The sequence below is a fragment of the Vibrio sp. 2130-1 genome (genome assembly GCF_033339515.1).
In genome coordinates, this window is sequence record NZ_JAWOUT010000400.1 from 1 (window position 1) to 634 (window position 634).

Here is a 634-nt window from a genome sequence, read left to right on the forward strand (position 1 = left end):
CAGAGTCAATCAAAGAGCGAATTAGGCACAGAACAGTCACTTTATTTTCTTCAGTAGTGATCACGCCAACGTTCAGTGACGTTTCAACCACACCTTCAATTTCGTCGCTCATGCGCATCACGCCATTTGGACATGCGTTGAGAGCAGCAATAAAGCGTTGTTGGTCCGCCGCGGTGAAAGCTTGTGATTCGGTTACGATCTCTTCATTGAACGTCACAATACCCGTTTCTACTTTGCCAAGCTCTGCTTTTAATAGCTCAGTGTAGTAGTTGAAAAGCTCTGCAAGTTTCTCTTGGTTTTCAGCAGGAACAGCAACTGTTACGAAAGCTTCGCGAGGAATAGCATTACGCAAACTACCACCACGGAATTCAACCAAGCGAAGATCCAACTCTTGTGCATGGCCCGCTAGGAATCGGCCAAGCAGTTTGTTGGCATTACCACGACCAGTGTGGATATCACAACCAGAGTGACCGCCTTTTAAACCCTTCAAGGTTAGCTGACGAGTCACAAAGCCAGTAGGGATCGCGTCGCGTTTGATGTCAAAAGTCATCGCACCATCGATACCACCAGCGCAGCCCATGTACACTTCGCCTTCTTGCTCGGAGTCGGTGTTTAGAAGAATATCACCTTCCAA

General features: G+C 47.6%; 1 protein-coding gene. It reads right to left on the reverse strand.

The annotated features are described in order from the left end of the window. A partial coding sequence (locus R7Q09_RS26470) for a peptidase dimerization domain-containing protein (protein ID WP_318143982.1) occupies nt 1-634 on the reverse strand: 634 nt, incomplete at both ends.